The following is a 19944-nucleotide window of genomic DNA, read 5'->3' as shown; positions in this document are numbered from 1 at the left end:
TTCACAACCAGCCATCCGCTTTTGCGGGTGGCATTTTTTGTTGTCTGGAACCGGTGGCAGGCAAAAATATTTACTTTTAAAGGTGGAGGTTTTAATCTGTATAAAGTTAAACTTTAAAGCTTGGAATTTAAATAGAAGAAAAGCTGCTGGCATATGCCGGCATTACGCTTTATTAGGAGTGGGATGAATAATGGGAGATTATTTGATAAAAGCTCTGGCTTTTGATGGCCAGGTTCGTGCATATGCAGCAAGAACGACCGACACAGTTGGGGAAGCGCAGCGCCGGCATTACACATGGCCGACTGCTTCGGCAGCGCTGGGCCGCTCGATGACAGCGAGTGTCATGATGGGTGCCATGATGAAAGGTGAAGAAAAACTGACCATCCGGATCAATGGCGGCGGGCCAATCGGCAATATTCTCGTGGATGCCAATGCCAAAGGCGAAGTGAGAGGTTATGTTTCCAATCCGCAGACCCATTTCGATCTGAATGAAATCGGCAAGCTCGATGTACGGAGAGCGGTTGGGACGGACGGCACTTTTTCCGTGTCAAAAGATATCGGGCTGCTTCAGCCATTTACCGGCCAGGTGCCCATTGTATCCGGTGAAATCGGTGAAGATTTTACGCATTATATCGTTACGTCCGAACAGGTTCCCTCATCGGTTGGAGTTGGCGTAATCGTCAATCCGGACAACACGATTCTGGCTTCCGGCGGATTTATCATCCAATTGATGCCGGGTACTTCGGAAGAAATCATTGTGTCGATTGAAGAACGGTTGACGGCCATCCCGACGATTTCGAAAATGATCAATGAGGGCATGACGCCTGAAGACATTCTTCATGAAGTGCTCGGAAAAGAAAATGTGAAAATACTGGCTGAAATGCCGGTGACATTCAATTGCCAATGTTCTCGCGAGCGGCTTACAAATGTTATAACCAGCCTGGGAACAGAAGAAATTGCAGATATGATTGAAACTGACGGCAAAGCAGAAGCGGAATGCCATTTCTGCAATGAAAAATACCATTTCTCCAAAGAAAATCTGGAGAATCTTTTGGAACAGGCAAAATAATGTCAGAGTCCCCTGCTTAAAAGCGGTGGGCTTCTTTTTTTTTATTGGAAACAAATATCTTGAATTCGAGATAAGTTTGATTTACCCTTAAGAAAGGAATTGAATGGAAGAATATAAAGTACAGGAGGTTATTTAGATGAAACATATTTTTAAAATGGGAACCAATCCGCAAAAACCGGTGTTGCTGTTGCTTCACGGAACAGGTGGCACTGAGAATGACTTAATGCCGCTTGCAGCGCATATCGATCCGGAAGCTTCAGTATTGAGTGTCCGCGGAAATGTTTCTGAAAATGGCATGCCAAGATTTTTCAAACGATTGTCAGAAGGCGTTTTTGACATGGAAGACCTGAAAGTGCGAACGGAAGAATTGCATCAATTTATCGCTGATTCAGCGGAACAATATGGTTTTGACCGCTCAAACGTTGTCGCTGTCGGCTATTCGAATGGGGCGAACATCGCTGCCAACTTGCTGTTCAGCTTCAAGGATGCATTAAAGGCAGCCATTCTCCACCATCCAATGGTGCCCAATCGCGAAGCTGATATTCCTTCACTCACCGGCACGCCCGTTTTCATTGCCGCAGGAACGAATGATCCGATCTGTCCGGCCCAGGAATCGGAAGACCTTGAAAAACTGCTGGCAGAAGCCGGCGCAAGCGTCGAGCTTCACTGGGAAGATCAAGGCCACCAGCTGACGATGCCCGAAGTCGAAGCAGCCAAAGTTTGGTACAGCAAAATATAGGGAAACTATCCTCCTGCGGGCGCAGGAGGATTTTTTGTCCAGACTCCAGTGGCCCAGCTCTTCGGGTCGCTTCGGTCTTGCCAGTAACGGAAAATGTTGCTCCTGCATCGCTCCGCTGCTTCGTCGCAAGAGATGGCCCTAAAATTATGCGCCATCTCTCGCTGTCGCTTTTCGTGGCATTTCAGCCCTTTTTCAGGCACAATAAGACCACAGCGAAAATAAAGGAGGGATCTTGTGCAAACGAATCCAAGAATACAGCAGCAGCTCGAAAAATGGATCGAAGAAAACAGAGGGCACGTTATTCTGGGCACGACGGCGCAATACATACCCGAGCTCGGCAAAGCCGATCCGAGCAAATTGGGCATCTGCATGCTTGATGAAGAAGGGCATTATTATTGCGCAGGCGATACAGACATCGAGTTCACTCTCCAAAGCATTTCCAAAGCGTTGACGTTTATCGCATTATGTGACCATTATGGATTGGACTTTGTATTGGAAAGAGTGGATGTGGAACCGACCGGAGAAGCATTCAACTCCATAATTCCTTTTGAAATCCACCGGCCAAACAAGCCATTCAATCCGTTCATCAATGCAGGGGCTATTACGATGTCCGCATTGCTGCCCGGACAGACGAGCCAGAAGAAATACGAATACCTTCTGCATTTTCTGGAAGAGCTTGTCGGACATCCCCTTGAAATGGACCGGGAAGTTTATGATTCGGAATGGAAAGCATCCCACCGCAACCGGGCATTGGCCTATTATTTGAAAGAAGCCAAATTCCTCGAAATCGAAGTGGAAGAAGCGCTCGATATCTACATCCGCCAATGTTCCATCAAAGTTTCGACGCAGGATCTGGCGCTGATCGGGTTGATCATCGCTTATGATGGTTATAATCCAATTACAAAAGTAAAACATTTCTCGGATGAAATTGCCCAGGTGGCAAAAGTTCTTATGGTGACTTGCGGCATGTATAATTCTTCGGGGAATTTCGCAGCTCACGTCGGCATTCCAGCGAAAAGTGGGGTGTCCGGCGGCATCATGGCTGCCGTTCCGCCGAAGCTCCACTCGCAGACGTATGAATTCCGCGCCGGGGCCGGAATCGGTGTTTATGGACCTGCCATTGACGTGCAGGGCAACAGTGCGGCAGGGACGATGATGCTGCGCCAAATATCAAAAGAATGGGATTTAAGTATATTTTAAAGAAATTCACGGGTTCACACGGAACCTGTGAATTTTTTTATTGGTAAATTACTGATAATTCTGATATTTTTGTTTTCGTTTGCTAATTGAAGGGTATTTTAAAACGACGACCAAATCAATAAAAGGAGAGGGATTATGAAGAAAAATCCAAAAGTTGATGAAAACTCGAAAAACAAGCAATTGGATGAGTTCAGAACGACTGATTCCGGTGAAGCGCTGACGACCAATCAGGGGTTGAAAGTCGCTGACGATGAACATTCGTTAAAAGCGGGAGTCAGGGGACCTACCTTGATGGAAGATTTTCATTTCCGGGAAAAAATGACTCATTTTGACCATGAGCGAATTCCGGAGCGCGTCGTTCATGCCCGGGGCTTTGCTGCGCACGGTGAATTCGAGGCCTACGATTCACTTGCGCATTTGACCAAGGCGGGATTCCTGTCCGAAAAAGGGAAAAAGACGCCGGTGTTCGTGCGGTTTTCCACAGTTGCAGGATCTCGCGGGTCCGGTGAAACCGTCAGAGATGCAAGGGGCTTTGCAACAAAATTCTATACAGAAGAAGGGAATTATGATCTGGTCGCAAATAATATGCCGGTTTTCTTTATCCAGGATGCCATTAAATTTCCCGATTTGGTTCATGCCATCAAACCGGAACCGCATAATGAAATGCCGCAGGCTTCAGGCGCGCATGACACATTCTGGGATTTTGTGGCCAATAACCAGGAATCGGCCAATATGGTCATGTGGCTCATGTCGGACCGTGCGATTCCCAGAAGTTTCCGCATGATGGACGGATTCGGCGTGCATGCGTTTCGCTTCGTGAACGCGGAAGGCAAAGCCCATTTTGTCAAATTCAATTGGAAATCGACGCTTGGTGTCCATTCGTTGGTGTGGGATGAAGCGCAAAAAATTGCAGGCAAAGATCCCGATTTTAACCGGAAGGATTTATATGAAGCAATTGAAAATGGCGATTTTCCCGAATATGAACTTGGCGTACAAATAATTGCCGAAGAAGATGAACATAAATTCGATTTTGATATTTTGGATGCGACAAAAATCTGGCCGCAGGAAGAAATACCGATTCAGATTGTCGGCAAGATGACACTCAACCGAAATGTCGATAATTACTTTGCCGAAACTGAGCAGGTGGCATTCCATCCTGGTCATGTAGTGCCCGGAATCGATTTTTCCAACGATCCTTTATTGCAGGGACGGTTGTTTTCTTATACCGATACCCAATTGATTCGTCTGGGCGGCCCAAATTTCCACGAACTGCCGATCAATCGCTCGGTATGCCCTTTCCATAATAATCAACGGGACGGCTCCAACCGGATGACGATCAACAAAGGGCAGGTGGCGTACAATAAAAATTCATTGGCGAATAACACGCCGGCACCGGTCAATGAAGCGGACGGCGGATACAGCCATTACCAGGAGAAGATGGAGGGACGAAAAGTCCGGGCACGGAGTGACAGCTTCGATGACCACTTTTCACAGGCGGCGATGTTTTGGAACAGTATGTCAGAACCCGAACAAAAACATATTATAGAAGCCTTCAGTTTTGAACTCGGCAAATGCAAAGAAGTATCCGTTCGCCAACAGGTGGTTGACATGTTTGCCAGTGCTGACTGGAAAATGAGCCAGCAAATTGCCCGGAATATCGGAGTGGAACCACCTGCAGGCGGTGCTTCATTGCCCGAAAAGACTTCGCCCGCATTAAGCCAGAAAAATACCATCAAAACACCGATGACCCGTAAAGTCGGAATTTTGCTGGCCTCGGATTTCAATAGCGAAGATTTGGAAAACGTGCTGAAAGAGTTCAAGGGAAAAGGAGTTCAGTACGAAATCATCAGTGAAATCCAGGGGTTACTGGTCGGCTCTGGTGGAACCAAGATGAAGGTGGACCACACTTTTGCGACAGCAGATCCGGTATTGTTCGATGCCATTTACGCAGTGGGCGGCCCGGCTATCAACAAGAAGTTCGCAAAAGAAGGAGCCAGATATATTGCTGAGGCATTTGAGCATTACAAACCGATTGGCGCAACGCATGAAGGCGTCAAATGGCTTCATAATGTGAAAATGAGAGAGCAGCCGGGCGTAATTATTGGAGAAAATATGGGGACATTCACTGAAGAATTTTTAGCGGCAATCAGCGCACACAGGCATTGGAATCGGGAAATAGACTGATGAGTTTAAAATAATCCAAAAGAACCATTGAAGTCAATTTACGTTTCAGGATGCCGAAGGCGGGTAAATCTAGCATAGATACATCTTATCAACAGAATCATAAAAATTGGAGGAATATAAAATGACCAACAATAAATTTATGGGAACGTTCGACTCCGAATCAGAGGTTCTGGCTAAGATTGAAGAACTGAAAGCAACTGGTTCTAAAGAAGAAGATATGTATGTAATGGCACGCGACAAGGATCAAATTTCAATGGTGCGCGGCCGAACGGATGTAGATTACAAATCCTCTGAAGGCAATTGGATGGATAAATTCATGGGATTCCTGTCTGGAGACGACTCAACCCGTGAAGCGTTTTCAGGTATGGGGCTGGATAAAGATGAATCGGATCGGTATTATAACGAAGTTCAAAACGGCAAAATCCTGCTGTTCGTAGACCAGGAACTTGGAGCTTCCTATGAAGGCAAAGCGTCGCATGACAATCAGGCATATGGCAGAACAGGGGCAGGAACCGGGTCCGACGTCACAGATCCGAATTCTCCGGGATACGTGGAATCAGGTACAGTAGCGCGCGATGGACTGACTGTGGATACAAATGAAGAAAATGAAGAGCATTATAATAGAAGAGACGGTGCACTCCGTGAAGGACAATCGATGGACCAGGGTCTGACAGACGATGAAACGGCAGGTGTCGGCCGTGACAGTGGTACAGGATTTGGCCTTGGGTCACCGGACACGAAAGATCGAGATTACGACCGTGACCGCGACCGCGACCGCGACAAAGATAATTATACGGATTCCACATTAGGCAGAGACAATGCGGATGAAGAAAAAATGCGTCTGCATGAAGAACGCCTGAATGTCGACAAAGAGCAGGTCAAAACAGGTGAAGTCAACGTCGACAAGCACGTGGTCGAAGAAGAGCGTTCAGTCGATGTTCCAGTGGAGCACGATGAAGTCTATGTTGAGCGTCGTCCGGTTGATGGTGATACCACCGATACCCGTGGCACAGGCTTTAATGAAGATGAAAGTATCAATGTTCCGATATCCGAGGAACGCGTCAATGTTTCCAAAAATGACGTAGTCAGCGAGGAAATCGTTGTCGGCAAACGCAAAGTCGAAGACACTGAAACTGTGCGTGACACGGTGCGCCGCGAAGAAGCGGATATTGATGAAGACACCAATTTAACAGATGACACCAAAAACCGTGACGACCGTGACAAACGTGATCGTTTCTAAATGGATTTCATGAAGGCGGGGAAAACCCCGCCTTTTTATTTTGCCTGAAAATAGCGTATGATGAGCTTAGAAAAGGTGGAGATGAAAAATGGACGGCAAAAAAAGAAGCGACATCAAACCTGGTATACAAGTTAATGTGATTTTGAAACAGGATCAGCGGAGCGGCAAAAAAACTTCCGGAATTGTCAAAGACCTGCTGACCAATTCAGCGACTCATCCACACGGCATCAAAGTGCGTTTGGAAGATGGCCAGGTCGGCCGGGTTTGTGAAATTTTGAATCCTAAATAACAGCGAGTTTGCGGTTTTCCGAGTCGGGGTAAAAATGAGTAGCTTGATAGAGTGGAGTGGGAAAGATGAATTGTCATTTCATCGAGAGCTACGAAGACGAGCGGGAGGTCCTCCGCAAAATCGAAGAGCTGAAAACAAAAGGTTTTTCGGATGACGATATGTATATAATCGCGCGGTCTAATGAGCAATTGACGAGCATCAGAATACGTACGGATGTGGAATACCACGCAGCTGAAGGAAAAGGCATGGGGCGGATTGGCATTTTTTTCAAAGGCGGCGCGCTTCCTTTAAATTTCAGTGAAATGACGGACGAAACGAGAGAGTCGGCTTTTTATTACCTTGAGCTCCTGGAAGGCAAGATACTGCTTTTTTGCAATAAAAAGCAATATGACCCTGCGTTTGGCCGGCAAACTTCTTCCAATGAAGCGGAACCGCCGGCTAATCTGCTGGTGCGGCAAGAAGTCGAATGGATTGAAGAAGAACGGGTTTTTATTGACAGTATGCATTACGAATCCAGCCATCCCCTGAGGGCAGAACCGATTCGGAAGCGTCCTGCGCCAAAAAGAAAAAAGTTGCGATGGCCCCGATCTGAAAAGTAACATGAAATTGGATGAATAGAATGGAAGCGGACGGAGAAAGTGAACGATCTTTCTCTGTCCGTTTTAATTTTCCGGCTTAGGGAAATGTTAATTTTTTGTGATAGAATAGCAGTATTGAAAAAATTCGGAGGAACACGAGATGACTGATTTTTTTGAACGGAAAAAACAGCAATTGGCTGTGGAATTGAATAAGATCCAGCGAAAAGCAGTGGAACGCACCGAAGGTCCACTGCTTCTTCTTGCATGCCCGGGTTCAGGTAAGACCACGACAATGATCATGCGGACAGGTTATCTCATTGAAGAAAAAGGAGTGGCACCTCACCGGATCAAAGCGATCACTTTCAGCAAAGCTTCCGCCAACGATATGCGGGAACGCTTTCAACGCTTCTTCCCGGAACTGCCGCCGGTGGATTTTTCAACGATCCACAGCCTGGCTTTTCGCATTACCAGAGAATACTTGGCGCAATCCAGCTATCTGATGATTGAAGGCAGTGAAACAAACGGCCTCCATAAAAAGCGTTTATTGAAAGAAATGTATCAGACGGAAAACGACGAGCCGGCGACGGAGGATCAATTGGATGAATTGATGTCTTTCATCAGCTTTGTCAAAAACAAGATGCTGCCGAGAGAACGCTGGTCGGGGTTGAAAGAACCGTTTACCGGAGCAGCAGAAATTTTAAAGACGTACGAAGCATTCAAGGAAAACCATGACACCCGGCTGGTCGATTTTGACGATATGCTGACTTTGGCGAACGAAGCGCTTGAAAAAGACGCTGCGCTGCTGGCAAAATATCAGAACAAATGGGATTACGTCATGACCGATGAAAGCCAGGACACTTCGCTCGTCCAGCACTCAATCGTGGAAAAACTGGTGCAGCAGCATCAGAATCTTTGCGTGGTAGCGGATGATGACCAGTCGATTTACACGTGGCGGGCGGCTGAACCGACTTATTTATTGAAATTCAAAGACGTTTACCCGACGGCCTACATCATGAAAATGGAGCGCAATTACCGTTCGTCCGGAACGATTGTCAATGCTTCAAACCTGTTCATTAAAGCGAATAAAAAACGCCATGACAAAAATATGTTCACCAAGCAAGACAAAGGAGCGCCGATCGTGCTGAAGCGTTTGTCATCAGATGATGCGCAATTGAAATATTTGATGAAGGAATTGGCGCAATTGGATGATTTCGGGGACGTGGCAATTCTATACCGCAATAATTCGTCTTCCACACTTTTGATGAGCGAGCTCGACCGGTTGGGGATCCCATTTTATATGAAAGATGCGGACAATCGTTTTTTCTCCCATTGGATTGTAGAAGACATGCTGAATTTCATGCGTTTCAGCCTGAAACCGGAACGGGTGGATATCTATTCGAAAATCGCCTCTAAGACAAATGCTTATTGGGCGGGGAGCCAATTGCGTTTTCTCAGCCGCATGAAACCAGGAAGCACGCATGCGCTGGATGAAATTCCGCGGAACGTTACGATGAAAGATTACCAATTGAAAATCATCACCGAACAGAAAAAATGGTTTGAAGCCATGCGTGCGATGAAGCCGTTGAAAGTCATCCGCACAATCCGGGCCGAGCTCGGCTACGATCAGATGCTGGCAAGCCGGGCAGAAAAATTCGGCATGCGCCTCCAATACCTTTCTCAGATTCTGGTGACGCTTGAACAGATCGCCGAGCCTCTATCTTCGATGACGGAATTCGCAAAACGGCTGAAGGAACTGGAGACGGTGACTCAGCAGGCAAAAGCTGAAAAAACGGACGATATGTTGACCTTGTCCACATTTCACAGCTCAAAAGGCCTCGAATTCGAACGCGTTTATATGATCGATCTGGTGGAAGGCATCATTCCGACAGAAGAAGACGCCGAAAAACCGGATACGCTGGAAGAAGCGCGTCGGCTCTTTTATGTGGGCATGACCCGGGCAAAAAACCATCTGGAAATGATCAGCTACGGCAGTGGTTCCCGGTTCATTGATGAAGTGAATGATATTATCCTGCCGGAAAAAGTGCGGCAAGCGCCCAAGCGAGCGATTGCCAGTTCACCGGTAAAAGCCAAGGTGCCGGACAATCCGAATGCTGTAAACGATCAGCAAGTTCTTTTTGAAGGCGCCAAAGTCCGCCACCGGGTTTTTGGCATCGGAGAAATTGTGGAGCGGGACCACGAGCGGATTTCAATCCAGTTCGCAAAAGAAAGAAAAGAGCTGATGATCGATATTTGCCTCAGCTATAAATTGCTGGAGCTGGTAAGCGGGTAGTGGGGCATACCGTGGCAGTGGGATAAGAACAGTGCAAAACAAAAAGGGCATCGGATGAACCGATGCCCTTTAAATCTGCCTTCAAAATTGTCTTATTCTTTTTGTACCATGCGCAATAACATATGGGCCAGCATATGGCGCTCTTCTTTTTCGCCGACTTTCCATAATTCCTGGAGCAGGTGTTCCTCACGGTTTTTAGGTTCTTCATTTTTCGAAAGATAGTCTGCAACTTTTTCAGTAATCTGTGCCAGGCGCTCATCGCTCAGCCCCATTTTTTCACCAATCTCAACTTTATCGCTTAAATATTGTTTGAATTGATTGAAGTTTGCCAGGATATCCTCTTTCTTCTCATCATCGAAATTTTTCAGTTTGTCATCAACTTTTTTGTTTACATTTTCCATTCTTTAACACACTCCTTTGATTTTTTGTAACTAATTACTGTTTACCACAAGAAACGGAAGCTAAACTTTTGTAACATTTTAAATTTAGTGAAATGACAGTTTAAAACAGAAGTGTTGGGGTATTCAGATAACAAGTAAGGAAATAGGGAGGATGATGGATGAATGACATTATACGATGAAATTCAGGAATTAAAAAATTTCAAATGTGACGATCGCTGTGTTTTAAGTGTCTACCTGAACACAAATCCCGCAGATTCCAATGCGCAAAATGGTGCTTGGAAGATTCATCTGAAGAATGGTCTTAAGCGATTGGAAGAGTACCTTGAAGCGTCCAATAACGAAAACGAAATCAAAAATTATAAGGTTTTAAAGAAAAAAGTGGAAAGAGAAATAAATGACAACAAGGACGACCTCCAAAAGGGTGTCGTTATTTTTGCATCTCCGCATAAAGATCTCTGGTCTGTCCATTATGTGCAAGTTCCGGTTAAAACCAATTTTCATTGGGAAACAGAACCTGTATTGGATCAGTTGAGATATATGTACAAGGCTTATCCATATGCCGGTGTGGTGTTGCCGAGTTTGAAAGGCATTCGGATTCTGGACACATCAATGGGCATCATCAATGAAGAAAAATTCTTTGAGTTCGATTCCGGCCTCGAAGTTTGGACCGAGCAAAAAGGAGTCCATAGTTCCGGCCCCGTTGGCGGTACAAGAGGAAATAGTCCAGCGATTGGCGGAAGTGGCGGTGGCAGTCCGGGAGACGAATTGGACCACCGCTTAAAAGAAAACCTCGAACGGTTCTATAAGGATATGGGCAGTAAAATTGAGAAGTTAAAAAAAGAACGCAAATGGGAAGAAATTCATGTGGTCGGCGATGCTGAGCACGCTAAGTCTTTCGCGAAATCCCTGCCGAAAAAACCGGAAAGCTGCGTTTACAAAAACCTGATCAACAGCGCACCAGGAAATATCCTGCACGAAGTTTTTGAGAAATAACGAAAAAAGCCTCAGCGGTTGCTGAGGTTTTTTTATGCGTTTTTATAGAATCGCTGATAAACCGTGAAAAATCGCTGATAAACCGCTGATAAACCGAAAAAAATCGCTGATAAACTACCAAAAACCGCTGATAAATTAATTCTACATAAAAGAATCCATGTTTTAATTGGGCTGGGGACAAAACGTGCACGTGTCAAAATGCGGAAGCTCCTTATAGAGGCAGCAAGTTTTCCGCAGCGGCCCTGTTACCGCTCTGTTTAATGGCCGACCTCCAAGCAGCTGCGCCAAATGTGACCTCCGCATCGGTGCCCAATTCGCCGCATTCATCAGCCACTCCAAATCTGCAGCGGCCCGCCGCGGATCACGCTGCTCTAAATTGGCGTAAAACCAGATGACCGAACCCAGAATATTTTCCCATAGAATTATCGGGGAGATTTTAACGTGGTTTTGAAACGCTTCGATCAGCTTTGCTGTCTGTTCGTGCAAAATATAGTGGAACGCCGAAAAACGTTCATTCGCAGCGACTTCTCTGAAATGTGAAGAAGAAACGTGGGTCTCCAATAAGTTGAAACCGTAATTATGTACACGGTTGAATGCCAATTCTTCAACGGGACATTCAAAATAGCCGTTGTGGTAAGTCAATAATTGAAATTGCGCAGACACAAACAGGGCATATTGCCGGAAAAAATAAGACACTGCGACACCGCTGTTTTGTGTGCCGCTCCATCCTTTTAATTCTTCTATCCGCAATTCGATATCGGATGATAGGGGGGTTGCAGGTGGACGGTCCACAGCCAGGGATTGGGAAGCCAGTGCAATTTTTAATTGGTCGGGAAATGCCATGGGAAACCGAACTCCTTTTTGTTCTATGCTACTGAAAGCCAGGGTGAATTGCAAAGTGATAAGTGACGGCTGCTGCGAATCGGGCAACGAATTCCTGAAAAAAAGCTTATGAGCGGAAGAGCGGGTTCTATGAGCGGAAAATAGATTCTATGATTACTCTATGATCAAATCCCGCCAATAAACACAAAAAAGCTCCGCGAAGCCGCGGAGCTTTTCATTTTGCCAAAGGACAATAAGGGCATTTATCGGTGTTCGGCAATTCTTTATACAGACAGCACGTAATCCGTTTGTAATCGGCTTTTGCTTCCTCGAAGCTGCGGCCTTTCAGGAACTGGCGGAAAAAGGAGCGTTTCATTTCTGGCTGCCACAGCTCATCAACGAGTAAGGATTCGGCATCCTTTTGTGCCTGTTCAGTGGTTTGCATGCCGTACATCCAGATGATATAGCCCCATAGGTTTTCCCACAGAATAATTTTTGAGACATGCCCCGCCTGGCGGAATGCTTCCACCACCGGAAAAGCATAATGTTTCAATACGGTTTCCAAATCGTCATCCCGGCGTTCGCGGATAAAGCGCTCATCAATGACGAAGACGATATTGCCTTCGGTCGTTTCCAGATACACCTCATCCAGCGGGCCATCCCACATTTTGCCGTGGGCCGCCAAATAGAGCTGGGCGGTGATAAAAAAGCCGAAGCGCCGCATGAAGACAGACGTGGCTACGGCTTCATTGGGGGCTCCGGTGGTTTGCGTAATTTCTTTCATAAGTTCCGGAAAACGGCTGTTCATGGCTTCATTCATATCCATGAAACCGTGAGCACCGCTTCGGACTTTTACCTGGAAGAGTTCTAATTCTTCCATATTAGGTTCCCAGCGCTTCGCGGATTTCCGGAACGATGCAGCGCCCTCTGCCAAACGGTACGCAATGCGGCGTGCCGAAAAGCGGGTCTTTCGAAACCTGGCATTCCATGCCGAACACGGAACGGACCAAATCGCAGCTGATGACATTTTCAGGAGTTCCCTGGCCAAACACTTCGCCGTCTTTTATGGCAATAATGTTATGGGCATAGCGTGATGCCAGGTTCAGGTCATGGAGGACCATGATGATGGTGCGGCCGTGAATTTCATTTAATTCGAACAATAAATCCAAAATTTCGATTTGATGGGTCATATCCAGGAATGTGGTTGGCTCGTCAAGAAGGATGACTTCTGTGTCCTGGGCAAGCGTCATGGCGATCCATGCGCGCTGGCGCTGGCCGCCGGAAAGTTCATCTACCGGTTTGTCGCGGAATTCATCGACGCGGGTAGCTTTCATCGCAGCTTCCACTTTTTCAGTGTCTTCTTCCGTCCAGCGTTTCAGCCAGGATTGGTGAGGATAACGGCCTTGCTTAACCAAATCGTGAACGGTGAGGCCTTCCGGTGATACCGGGGATTGTGGAAGAATGCCCATTTTTTTGGCAACTTCCCGTGAAGACATTTTATGAACTTCCTTGCCTTCAAGTAAAATCGAACCTTCCTGTGGTTTCAACAAACGGGCAATCGAGCGTAAAAGTGTCGATTTGCCGCAGCCGTTGCTTCCCACAAAAACAGAAATTTCACCCTTGGGTATCGAAAGGTTCAAGTTTTCAAATAGAAGTTTATCGTTGTATCCAATTGATAGGTCATTGGTTTTGACAGCCATAGTCATTGTTCAATTCCTCCACATCTTAGCCATAAATCTAACTGATAGGGTTTCTCAATAAACCTACTATAGCATAAATAAATGATAAATGAGAATGATTTTCACCTTTTTTCAACTTTCACTTTACAATTGTGACAGATAGTTCTAAACTGAAAACGTATTGAGAATCATTATCAAATAACGTTGGAGGGTACATATATGAAGAAATGGTTATTTCTCTTATTCGCTGCGATTATGCTCGTACTTTCGGCATGTTCGACAGGAGAAGAAGATACAGCAACTGAAACTGAAAACGGGGGAGACCCGGTCACGATACAAGGAACCAATGGTGAAGTGACGTTAGACCAGCCAGCCAAAAAAGTCGTTGTGCTGGAATGGACGTATGCCGAAGATTTATTGGCAGTGGGCATTCAGCCTGCAGGAATGGCTGATATTGAGTCTTACGGCGACTATGTCAATATCGAACCGCAATTGGATGAAACGGTCATCGATGTCGGTGGACGCCAGGAACCGAACCTGGAACAAATTGCAGAAATCGATCCGGATTTGATTATCGGCGTCGACTTCCGCCATACGGCTATGTTGGCCGATTTGGAACGCATTGCGCCAACCGTCATCTTTAATCCTTATCCGGAAGATGAAAGCATCGATTTGTATCAGGAAATGGAAACAACATTCCTGGAGATCGCCAAAGCTGTGGATAAAACAGCAGAAGCCGATCAGGTACTTGCCGATCTTGAAGCAGAATATGAAGAAAGTGCAGCTGAAATCGAAGCTGCCAACCTGGAAACGCAGGATGTAATCCTGACGCTTGCCTATTCGGGTCCACAAGCACCGGAAATTCGTGTTTTCACGCCAAACTCGATGGCTTCCATCATTCTCGACCGCATCGGATTGAACAATGTCCACGAACCCGAGCAGTTCGAAGTTTTCGGTTCGAGCACATTCAATGTAGAAGGCCTTGTGCAATATGAAGACGCCAATTATTTGTACACGGTTCCGGATGAAGATAATATCTACGAAAACCAGCTTGCAGGAAATGCTGTTTGGGAAAATCTGAATTTCGTCCAGGAAGACCGCATCTATGATTTAGGCCCGGATACTTGGCTATACGGCGGACCTCTATCGGCTGAAACCTTGATGAACCAAATTACAGATGTAATGGTGAATAACTAATGCAAGGCAAATTGAAAGCCAAGTCCTTTGTCTCTTTGACAGGGGGCTTTTTCCTGCTTTTTGCGCTGGCGGTTGTTCACCTGACGCAAGGGCAGGCGGATTATTCCATTTCTGAATTGCTTTCGGGTGTTTGGACGGAAGGCAGGATACAGGATATTGTCGTCAGCTTGCGCTTGCCGAGATTGGCCGTCGGCATATTGGCCGGTGGTGCGCTGGCGGTTTCGGGTGCGGTTCTGCAGACCTTAACGAATAATCCTTTAGCTTCACCGGGGACACTCGGCATCAATGCCGGCGCATTCTTTTTTGTTGTGCTCAGCACCATCTTTTTCCCCGGCTTTGTTGGCGGCTTTCCTTTTGCGACGGCTTTACTTGGAGCCGTCATTTCGTCATTGCTTGTTGTCGGCCTTGCTGGTAAGCAGATGGATCCGGTACGTGTTGCCTTGACGGGTATGATCATCGCGTTGCTGTTCTCGTCAATGACCGGCACAATGCAATTGCTTTTTGAAAATGAAACGAGCGGACTGTTCCTTTGGGGCTCCGGTACATTGGTTCAATTGAATTGGGGAGGCGTGCAGTTTGCCGCGCCGGTGACCCTTATTACATTTGCTGCGATTTTATTTCTCGCCAAGCCGATGGATATTTTGTCGCTCGGTGAAGACATTGCATCATCCTTAGGGCAAAATGTCCGACTGGTAAAATTAGCCGCATGGGGAACGGCCATCGTTTTAGCGGCGACGACAGTCAGTGTCGTCGGCCCAATCGGTTTCATCGGATTGATGGCGCCGCATATTGTTCGGATGATGGGAATCCGCGGACATCTGCAGATTCTGATTCATTCGTTTTTATGGGGAAGCGTCATGCTGATCGGAGCGGATGTGCTCGGGCGGCTGGTGCAGCCTGGCCAGGAAGTTCCCGCCGGCGCAATGACGGCGTTGATCGGCGGCCCCTGGCTTTTATATCTCGCATGGAGAACGGCAAAATCAATGAAGCGCGGCGAACGCCAAATGGGTGGAACCACAAAACCGGTGCGTTTGAAGATGATTGTTCCTATCTTAGTGGGATCGATCATTGTCGTGACTATTTTGGCTTTAAGTTACAACGGTCTCTCCTGGAATTTTAACTGGCTATCTGCCGTAGTCTGGGACTTCAGGGTGCCTCGTGTATTGACGGCATTTATTGTCGGCGTCATGCTGGCGATTACCGGCGTTATCCTGCAAGGGGTATTGAGAAATCCGCTGGCAGATGCCAGTGTGCTGGGCGTGACCTCGATGGGAGGGGCCGGCGCGTTGCTCTTATTGGTCGTATTCCCGGCAATTCCGCCGGCGTTTCTGCCGCTGGGTGCAACTTTTGGTGCTACCATCGCGCTCGGCATCATTCTGCTGACAGCGTGGAAAAATAATTTCCAGCCGATGCTCGTTGCTTTGATGGGCATTGCCATTTCCGCTTTCGGTTCTGCGGCCACCCAAATTTTGGTGGTCAAAGCCAAATTGGCTGTGGCCAGTGCGCTCGTCTGGCTGTCGGGCAGTACGTATGCGAAAGGCTGGGACGATGTGCAGCTGGCGTTGATCCTGTTTGCGTTATTTATCTGGCCGGCCGTATATATCACCCGCAGCCTGGATACGTTGACTTTCGGAGACGATGTCGCTGCAGGGCTCGGCTTGAATATCCGCTCGACCCGCGTGTTTGCGCTTGTCGTCGGAGTGGCGATTTCAACAGCCGCCGTCTCCATCGTCGGCACCATCGGCTTTATCGGCCTGGTCGCGCCGCATATCGCGCGCCGCCTTGTCGGTTTCCGGCATTTGCCGCTGATGTTGGCTTCGGGTCTCATCGGCGGGTTGCTGCTCGTAACAGCTGATTTCATCGGCCGCATCCTGATTGCGCCGAATGATATTCCGAGTGGTCTCATCGTCGCCTTAATCGGTACGCCGTATTTGCTGTATCTATTGAAAAAAATGAAATAGTGGAAAAGGACTGCCGAAAAACATTGAACTTCTCAAATCATTACGCTTTAGGCGGATGCTTACCGCGGGGAGCGGCCTGAGCCTCCTCGTCCGCTTCGCTACCTGCGGGGTCTCAGGACTCGCTCTGGTTCCCGCAGGAAAGACATTATCCGAAGCTTGCGAGGACAAGTCTTTGCGACGAAGCAGCGCAGCGATGCAGGAGCACATCTCTGCACTTCGCCGCCTGACGCTTCATTCTGCTTCTGTTTAAAATTGAAGTATCACTTTCTTGAAAATGAACTGAAAAAGACAATCCTTTTATAGAAGAAATTCTGAGATATGGAGCAAAACAGCGAAGACGCCCAGGGGACCAAGCGAAGTGCTGAGATCCACTCGGGTGAAGTGTAACGAGCCCGAGTTAGCTCAGCGCGAGCCCCCAGGCAAGCGAAGCTGTTTTGCGGAATATCGTTTTTAATTACATTTATATTATCAAGTTGGAAAAAGGGACTGCCATTGCGGCAGTCCCTTTTTCTGTGATTTATTAATTTTGCATAGCGACAGCAGGCCCAAAGAATTCGAAATGGATCTGCTCGTCCGTCATGCCGAGGCTGTGAAGTTCCCGAATCATGCTTTCCATGAATGGAACCGGGCCGCAGACGTAAACTTCTCCGGTAACATCGACCATTTCCGCGAGTACTTCACGCGTGATGAACCCTTCCGGTTGGTCAGAGTATAAGGTTTTGTATTTTGCGTTATCCATGGTATCCACGTATTTCTGGATATCTTTATCAAATGCATGGAAGCTTTCATTGCGGGCCGCGTGAAGGAAAGCGGTCGGACGATCAGGAGTCGAGGTTGCCACCGTTTCGAACATGCTCATCATCGGTGTGATGCCGACGCCTCCGCTGACAAATGCGACAGGGGATGTCTTCGTGGCATCCAGAACAAATTCACCTGCAGGCGCGCTGACTTCAATGACATCTCCAACGTTTACTTCATCATGAAGGTAGACAGAGACGCGGCCGTTCGGATCGTTGTCGGCATCGCGTTTTACGGAAATGCGGAATTCATCCGCTTGCGCCGCTTGGGAAAGGCTGTATTGACGGTTGAATAAATACTCTTCGCCCGGAATCGTCAGGCGTACGGAAATGTATTGACCAGGTTCGTAGGCAGGAACGTTCAAACCGTCTGCCGGCGTTAAATAGAAAGAAGTGATGTTCTCACTTTCTTTTTCTTTTCTGGCTATCGTAAAGTTCTTAAAGAATTTCCAGCCGTTTTCCTGGCTTTCCATTTTTTCGTACATGCCTTGTTCGACTCCGATAAATGCATCGGCGATAATGCCGTAGGTTTCAGCCCATGCATTGATGATGTCATCCGTTGCAGCGTCTCCCAAAACTTCTTTGATCGCTTTCAGCAAATATTCGCCGACAATCGGGTAATGTTCAGGTTTGATGCCAAGGCTCACGTGTTTATTTGCGATTTGGACAACTGCCGGCAGAATCGCTTCCAGGTTATCGATATGGACTGCAGCCGCATAAACGGTATTGGCCAAAGCGGCTTGCTGTCGTCCTTGTTTCTGGTTGGCATGATTGAATATATTTAATAATTCCGGATGTGCTTCGAACATGTTTTTGTAAAAAACAGTTGTGATGGCAGTTCCGTGTTCTTCCAAGACAGGTACAGTGGATTTAATGATTGCTCTTGTTTCATTTGATAACATTGTCAATCTCTCCTTTTGTTTTCTATACTTTGACTATAAACCGCAATGGGAATTAAAGATATATTTTAAATACCACTTTAATATTTTGGACACATTTACAGTCACATAAACGCCACATGGCTGCCGGGTGCTTTAGCTGTATTGATGTCCTTTCAATCTATATAATGAAAGGATAGGAAGGTGAAAAACATGAGATTAACAATGTATACGGATTTTTCACTGCGGATTCTGATCTATCTTGGCTCCAAGGAGCAGGGGACGTTATCGACTGTCCAGGAAATTTCAAGTGCGTATAATATATCCAAGAACCATTTGATGAAAGTGACGTTCGAATTGGGGAAAGCCGGTTTCATTCACACTGTGAGAGGAAGAAACGGTGGGATTCAATTGGCGGATAAACCGGAGAATATCAATATCGGGACTGTCGTCAGAAAGATGGAAGATGATTTTCACCTTGTGGAATGTTTTGATCCCGAACACAATCGGTGCCCAATTACTCCAGTCTGCGGGCTGCGGGGAGTGCTGGGTCAAGCGCTTCATGCCTATTTAGCAGTGCTCGACGGCTTTACACTGGAAGACCTCCTCGTAAATCGCCAGGGATTGCGCGAAATATTGAATACATAAAAACGGCCCGATTTTAAAATCGGACCGTTTTTATTATTCCGTTTGAAGTTCGATCGCGTCCTGGCCTTTTTTGTTCATAAGGCGGACGCGCTCCGGATGGATTCGCAAGATCATCAGGTTTGGATCATCGGGGCCGCTGAACCAGCCTTTGAGATGCTCGTTCCATACTTTGTCGATGATTTTGGCATCATCGTGTGCGGCCATGCGTCCTTCAATTTCAAGATAGGCATCTCCCACACCTCCGCCTTCATAACCCAGAAGGATATGGGCATGGGGATTCGCTTCCAATTCTTCAACTTTCTGCGATTTTCTGCTGGTGGCCGTGTACAGGGTAAAGCCATCATGGAAAAATGTCATATACCGAGTATGCGGTTTGCTTGCTTTGACCGTAGCCAGTACACCGACTTTGCTGTCATCAAGAATACCCATCGCAACTTCTTTTGCTTCTTCCTGATTCATCAACTCACTCCTTTAAGTCATTTATTCCTTTTATTCCTTTTTCCATTTTTACTAAACCTTACAAAAAAGCAAATTGAACGGAAGTGGTAAAGCAGTTTCAAGCGAGAAAGAACTGTTTGACTACGTCAAACAGTTCAGTGGAGATGGATTATGAGCCCGGATTCTTTTCTTCGCTTGAAGAATCGCTTTTTGTTTGCCGGGGATTTTTTTCTTCCTGTTGCTCCTGCTTCAGGTCTTCGAGTGGAATCGTATCGACGTTCATCTCTTCTTCATGCATGTCGGAAAGTGATTCTTTATCGGTTTTGGATTGTTCAGGATTGTCCATAGGAGCGCCTTTTCTATCTTTGCGGTCATCTTCCGTAAAATGTTTTTTATCTGACATTACTGGAACACCTCTTTCGATTAGTCTTACCTGTATATTCCTTTTCTCGTTAATTTAAAACATGGAACTCCAAATACAGGCACGGGAATAAACCCTGGAGTTACAGTGGTTGAATTAATTGCCGAGCCTATTTAGAAT

At 46.7% G+C, this 19944-nt stretch carries 19 protein-coding genes; 12 read left to right on the top strand and 7 right to left on the bottom strand.

Annotated features, from left to right (window positions below; all coding sequences use genetic code 11):
* Positions 1–190 precede the first annotated feature (190 nt).
* The 8 genes from hslO to DHX103_RS04775 all read left to right on the top strand — a co-directional run bounded on the left by hslO (position 191) and on the right by DHX103_RS04775 (position 9589).
* On the top strand, positions 191–1069 hold the full coding sequence (gene hslO / locus DHX103_RS04810; RefSeq protein ID WP_422124138.1) for an Hsp33 family molecular chaperone HslO: 879 nt from the start codon (positions 191–193) through the stop codon (positions 1067–1069).
* A gap of 136 nt (positions 1070–1205) precedes the next feature.
* Positions 1206–1808 carry an alpha/beta hydrolase gene (locus tag DHX103_RS04805; RefSeq protein ID WP_422124137.1) on the top strand — a complete coding sequence of 201 codons (603 nt, stop codon included), beginning with the start codon at positions 1206–1208 and terminating at the stop codon, positions 1806–1808.
* 234 nt (positions 1809–2042) lie between these two features.
* Positions 2043–3008, top strand: coding sequence for a glutaminase (locus DHX103_RS04800; protein ID WP_422124136.1), 966 nt, complete (start codon positions 2043–2045; stop codon positions 3006–3008).
* Between the two features lie 135 nt (positions 3009–3143).
* Entirely contained in the window at positions 3144–5192 is a 2049-nt protein-coding gene (locus DHX103_RS04795; protein ID WP_422124135.1) for a catalase, read from the top strand.
* Positions 5193–5313: 121 nt separating this feature from the next.
* Positions 5314–6432, top strand: coding sequence for a YsnF/AvaK domain-containing protein (locus tag DHX103_RS04790; protein WP_422124134.1), 1119 nt, complete (start codon positions 5314–5316; stop codon positions 6430–6432).
* An 88-nt stretch (positions 6433–6520) separates the two neighbouring features.
* On the top strand, positions 6521–6721 hold the full coding sequence (locus DHX103_RS04785) for a YwbE family protein (protein ID WP_422124133.1): 201 nt from the start codon (positions 6521–6523) through the stop codon (positions 6719–6721).
* A 65-nt stretch (positions 6722–6786) separates the two neighbouring features.
* On the top strand, positions 6787–7320 hold the full coding sequence (locus DHX103_RS04780; RefSeq protein ID WP_422124132.1) for a general stress protein: 534 nt from the start codon (positions 6787–6789) through the stop codon (positions 7318–7320).
* 139 nt (positions 7321–7459) lie between these two features.
* The gene (locus DHX103_RS04775; RefSeq protein WP_422124131.1) at positions 7460–9589 is read left to right on the top strand and encodes an ATP-dependent helicase; all 2130 of its coding nucleotides are present in this window, start codon (positions 7460–7462) and stop codon (positions 9587–9589) included.
* 92 nt (positions 9590–9681) lie between these two features.
* On the opposite strand, the gene DHX103_RS04770 is transcribed toward DHX103_RS04775, so the two are convergent.
* Complete coding sequence (locus tag DHX103_RS04770) at positions 9682–9990, bottom strand: DUF3243 domain-containing protein (protein ID WP_422124130.1); 309 nt, start codon at positions 9988–9990, stop codon at positions 9682–9684.
* Positions 9991–10152: 162 nt separating this feature from the next.
* Between DHX103_RS04770 and DHX103_RS04765 the strand changes: the two genes are divergently transcribed.
* A complete protein-coding gene (locus DHX103_RS04765; RefSeq protein WP_422124129.1) occupies positions 10153–10983 on the top strand; it encodes a VLRF1 family aeRF1-type release factor in 831 nt (276 codons plus the stop codon).
* Positions 10984–11145: 162 nt separating this feature from the next.
* Here the strand turns inward: DHX103_RS04765 and DHX103_RS04760 are convergent, their stop codons facing one another.
* The 3 genes from DHX103_RS04760 to DHX103_RS04750 all read right to left on the bottom strand — a co-directional run bounded on the left by DHX103_RS04760 (position 11146) and on the right by DHX103_RS04750 (position 13511).
* A complete protein-coding gene (locus DHX103_RS04760) occupies positions 11146–11826 on the bottom strand; it encodes an IucA/IucC family C-terminal-domain containing protein (RefSeq protein WP_422124128.1) in 681 nt (226 codons plus the stop codon).
* A 214-nt stretch (positions 11827–12040) separates the two neighbouring features.
* Positions 12041–12685 carry a hypothetical protein gene (locus tag DHX103_RS04755; protein WP_422124127.1) on the bottom strand — a complete coding sequence of 215 codons (645 nt, stop codon included), beginning with the start codon at positions 12683–12685 and terminating at the stop codon, positions 12041–12043.
* Position 12686: 1 nt separating this feature from the next.
* Positions 12687–13511 (bottom strand): ABC transporter ATP-binding protein, encoded by an 825-nt coding sequence (locus tag DHX103_RS04750; RefSeq protein ID WP_422124126.1) that lies wholly within the window; start codon positions 13509–13511, stop codon positions 12687–12689.
* Between the two features lie 192 nt (positions 13512–13703).
* On the opposite strand from DHX103_RS04750, the gene DHX103_RS04745 reads away from it, so the two are divergent.
* Both DHX103_RS04745 and DHX103_RS04740 read left to right on the top strand, forming a co-directional pair.
* Entirely contained in the window at positions 13704–14681 is a 978-nt protein-coding gene (locus tag DHX103_RS04745; RefSeq protein WP_422124125.1) for an ABC transporter substrate-binding protein, read from the top strand.
* Positions 14681–16642, top strand: coding sequence for an iron ABC transporter permease (locus DHX103_RS04740; RefSeq protein WP_422124124.1), 1962 nt, complete (start codon positions 14681–14683; stop codon positions 16640–16642). The genes DHX103_RS04745 and DHX103_RS04740 overlap by 1 nt, the downstream gene beginning before the upstream one ends.
* Before the next feature lie 520 nt (positions 16643–17162).
* Here DHX103_RS04740 and hmpA read toward each other — a convergent pair.
* Entirely contained in the window at positions 17163–18341 is a 1179-nt protein-coding gene (gene hmpA / locus DHX103_RS04735; protein WP_422124123.1) for an NO-inducible flavohemoprotein, read from the bottom strand.
* A gap of 189 nt (positions 18342–18530) precedes the next feature.
* Between hmpA and DHX103_RS04730 the strand changes: the two genes are divergently transcribed.
* Positions 18531–18965 carry an RrF2 family transcriptional regulator gene (locus DHX103_RS04730; protein ID WP_422124122.1) on the top strand — a complete coding sequence of 145 codons (435 nt, stop codon included), beginning with the start codon at positions 18531–18533 and terminating at the stop codon, positions 18963–18965.
* A gap of 33 nt (positions 18966–18998) precedes the next feature.
* Here DHX103_RS04730 and DHX103_RS04725 read toward each other — a convergent pair whose 3' ends face one another.
* Together DHX103_RS04725 and DHX103_RS04720 are read right to left on the bottom strand one after the other, a co-directional pair.
* Positions 18999–19424 (bottom strand): pyridoxamine 5'-phosphate oxidase family protein, encoded by a 426-nt coding sequence (locus DHX103_RS04725; RefSeq protein ID WP_422124121.1) that lies wholly within the window; start codon positions 19422–19424, stop codon positions 18999–19001.
* Positions 19425–19572: 148 nt separating this feature from the next.
* Positions 19573–19806: a hypothetical protein gene (locus DHX103_RS04720; protein ID WP_422124120.1), complete on the bottom strand. Its 234-nt coding sequence runs from the start codon at positions 19804–19806 to the stop codon at positions 19573–19575.
* Positions 19807–19944 lie beyond the last annotated feature (138 nt).

This window comes from Planococcus daihaiensis (assembly GCF_049262615.1).
In the GTDB taxonomy this organism is placed as follows: Bacteria; Bacillota; Bacilli; order Bacillales_A; family Planococcaceae; genus Planococcus.
Note: the sequence above shows the minus strand (reverse complement) of the source record. Positions and strands in the feature narration are given on the sequence as shown.

Coding starts and splice junctions, on each gene's coding strand:
- DHX103_RS04795 (WP_422124135.1), top strand. CDS start 3,144: ATGAAGAAAAATCCAAAAGTTGATGAAAACTCGAAAAACAAGCAATTG.
- DHX103_RS04730 (WP_422124122.1), top strand. CDS start 18,531: ATGAGATTAACAATGTATACGGATTTTTCACTGCGGATTCTGATCTAT.
- DHX103_RS04725 (WP_422124121.1), bottom strand. CDS start 19,424: ATGAATCAGGAAGAAGCAAAAGAAGTTGCGATGGGTATTCTTGATGAC.
- DHX103_RS04745 (WP_422124125.1), top strand. CDS start 13,704: ATGAAGAAATGGTTATTTCTCTTATTCGCTGCGATTATGCTCGTACTT.
- hmpA (WP_422124123.1), bottom strand. CDS start 18,341: ATGTTATCAAATGAAACAAGAGCAATCATTAAATCCACTGTACCTGTC.
- hslO (WP_422124138.1), top strand. CDS start 191: ATGGGAGATTATTTGATAAAAGCTCTGGCTTTTGATGGCCAGGTTCGT.
- DHX103_RS04790 (WP_422124134.1), top strand. CDS start 5,314: ATGACCAACAATAAATTTATGGGAACGTTCGACTCCGAATCAGAGGTT.
- DHX103_RS04785 (WP_422124133.1), top strand. CDS start 6,521: ATGGACGGCAAAAAAAGAAGCGACATCAAACCTGGTATACAAGTTAAT.
- DHX103_RS04765 (WP_422124129.1), top strand. CDS start 10,153: ATGACATTATACGATGAAATTCAGGAATTAAAAAATTTCAAATGTGAC.
- DHX103_RS04770 (WP_422124130.1), bottom strand. CDS start 9,990: ATGGAAAATGTAAACAAAAAAGTTGATGACAAACTGAAAAATTTCGAT.
- DHX103_RS04755 (WP_422124127.1), bottom strand. CDS start 12,685: ATGGAAGAATTAGAACTCTTCCAGGTAAAAGTCCGAAGCGGTGCTCAC.
- DHX103_RS04760 (WP_422124128.1), bottom strand. CDS start 11,826: ATGGCATTTCCCGACCAATTAAAAATTGCACTGGCTTCCCAATCCCTG.
- DHX103_RS04720 (WP_422124120.1), bottom strand. CDS start 19,806: ATGTCAGATAAAAAACATTTTACGGAAGATGACCGCAAAGATAGAAAA.
- DHX103_RS04775 (WP_422124131.1), top strand. CDS start 7,460: ATGACTGATTTTTTTGAACGGAAAAAACAGCAATTGGCTGTGGAATTG.
- DHX103_RS04750 (WP_422124126.1), bottom strand. CDS start 13,511: ATGACTATGGCTGTCAAAACCAATGACCTATCAATTGGATACAACGAT.
- DHX103_RS04740 (WP_422124124.1), top strand. CDS start 14,681: ATGCAAGGCAAATTGAAAGCCAAGTCCTTTGTCTCTTTGACAGGGGGC.
- DHX103_RS04805 (WP_422124137.1), top strand. CDS start 1,206: ATGAAACATATTTTTAAAATGGGAACCAATCCGCAAAAACCGGTGTTG.
- DHX103_RS04780 (WP_422124132.1), top strand. CDS start 6,787: ATGAATTGTCATTTCATCGAGAGCTACGAAGACGAGCGGGAGGTCCTC.